This is a genomic window from Parasphingorhabdus sp. JC815 (assembly GCF_040717415.1).
Taxonomy (GTDB): domain Bacteria; phylum Pseudomonadota; class Alphaproteobacteria; order Sphingomonadales; family Sphingomonadaceae; genus Parasphingorhabdus.
Genome location: NZ_JBFEFM010000022.1, coordinates 1 through 365 on the forward strand (window position 1 = coordinate 1; position 365 = coordinate 365).

At 53.4% G+C, this 365-nt stretch carries 1 pseudogene; it reads right to left on the bottom strand.

Features of this window, described 5'->3' with window-relative positions:
• Nucleotides 1-134: 134 nt before the first annotated feature.
• Nucleotides 135-365, bottom strand: a pseudogene (locus AB1K62_RS14675) (polysaccharide deacetylase); the annotation flags it as partial.

Below are 365 nucleotides of genomic sequence, written 5' to 3' on the forward strand. Positions count from 1 at the left end.
GACCGGCCAGATCAAAAGCTTTTTTTCATTCGGCCAAGTGACCGGCGGGCGCTCATGCATGATTGAATAATCATAATATTCATGGTCCATCCCGCGCTGGCGTTTGGGATATTCAAGATAGCTCGGGTCCAGACTCATTTTGCGTCTCCCACTTGTGCTCGGAATGCATCGACAATATCACCCGCCTTGGTAATCCATGCGCGACCATCCGCCGCAATATGCTTCAGCACCTCTTCAAAAGGCCCGATCCGGTGCGGCTGACCGATAAGATAGCTGTGGAGCGGAATACACATCACTGTGCCCGACTTCGCGCCTTCGTCCGCCAGCCGGTCATATTGCCGGATCAGCGTATCGGCATATTCACT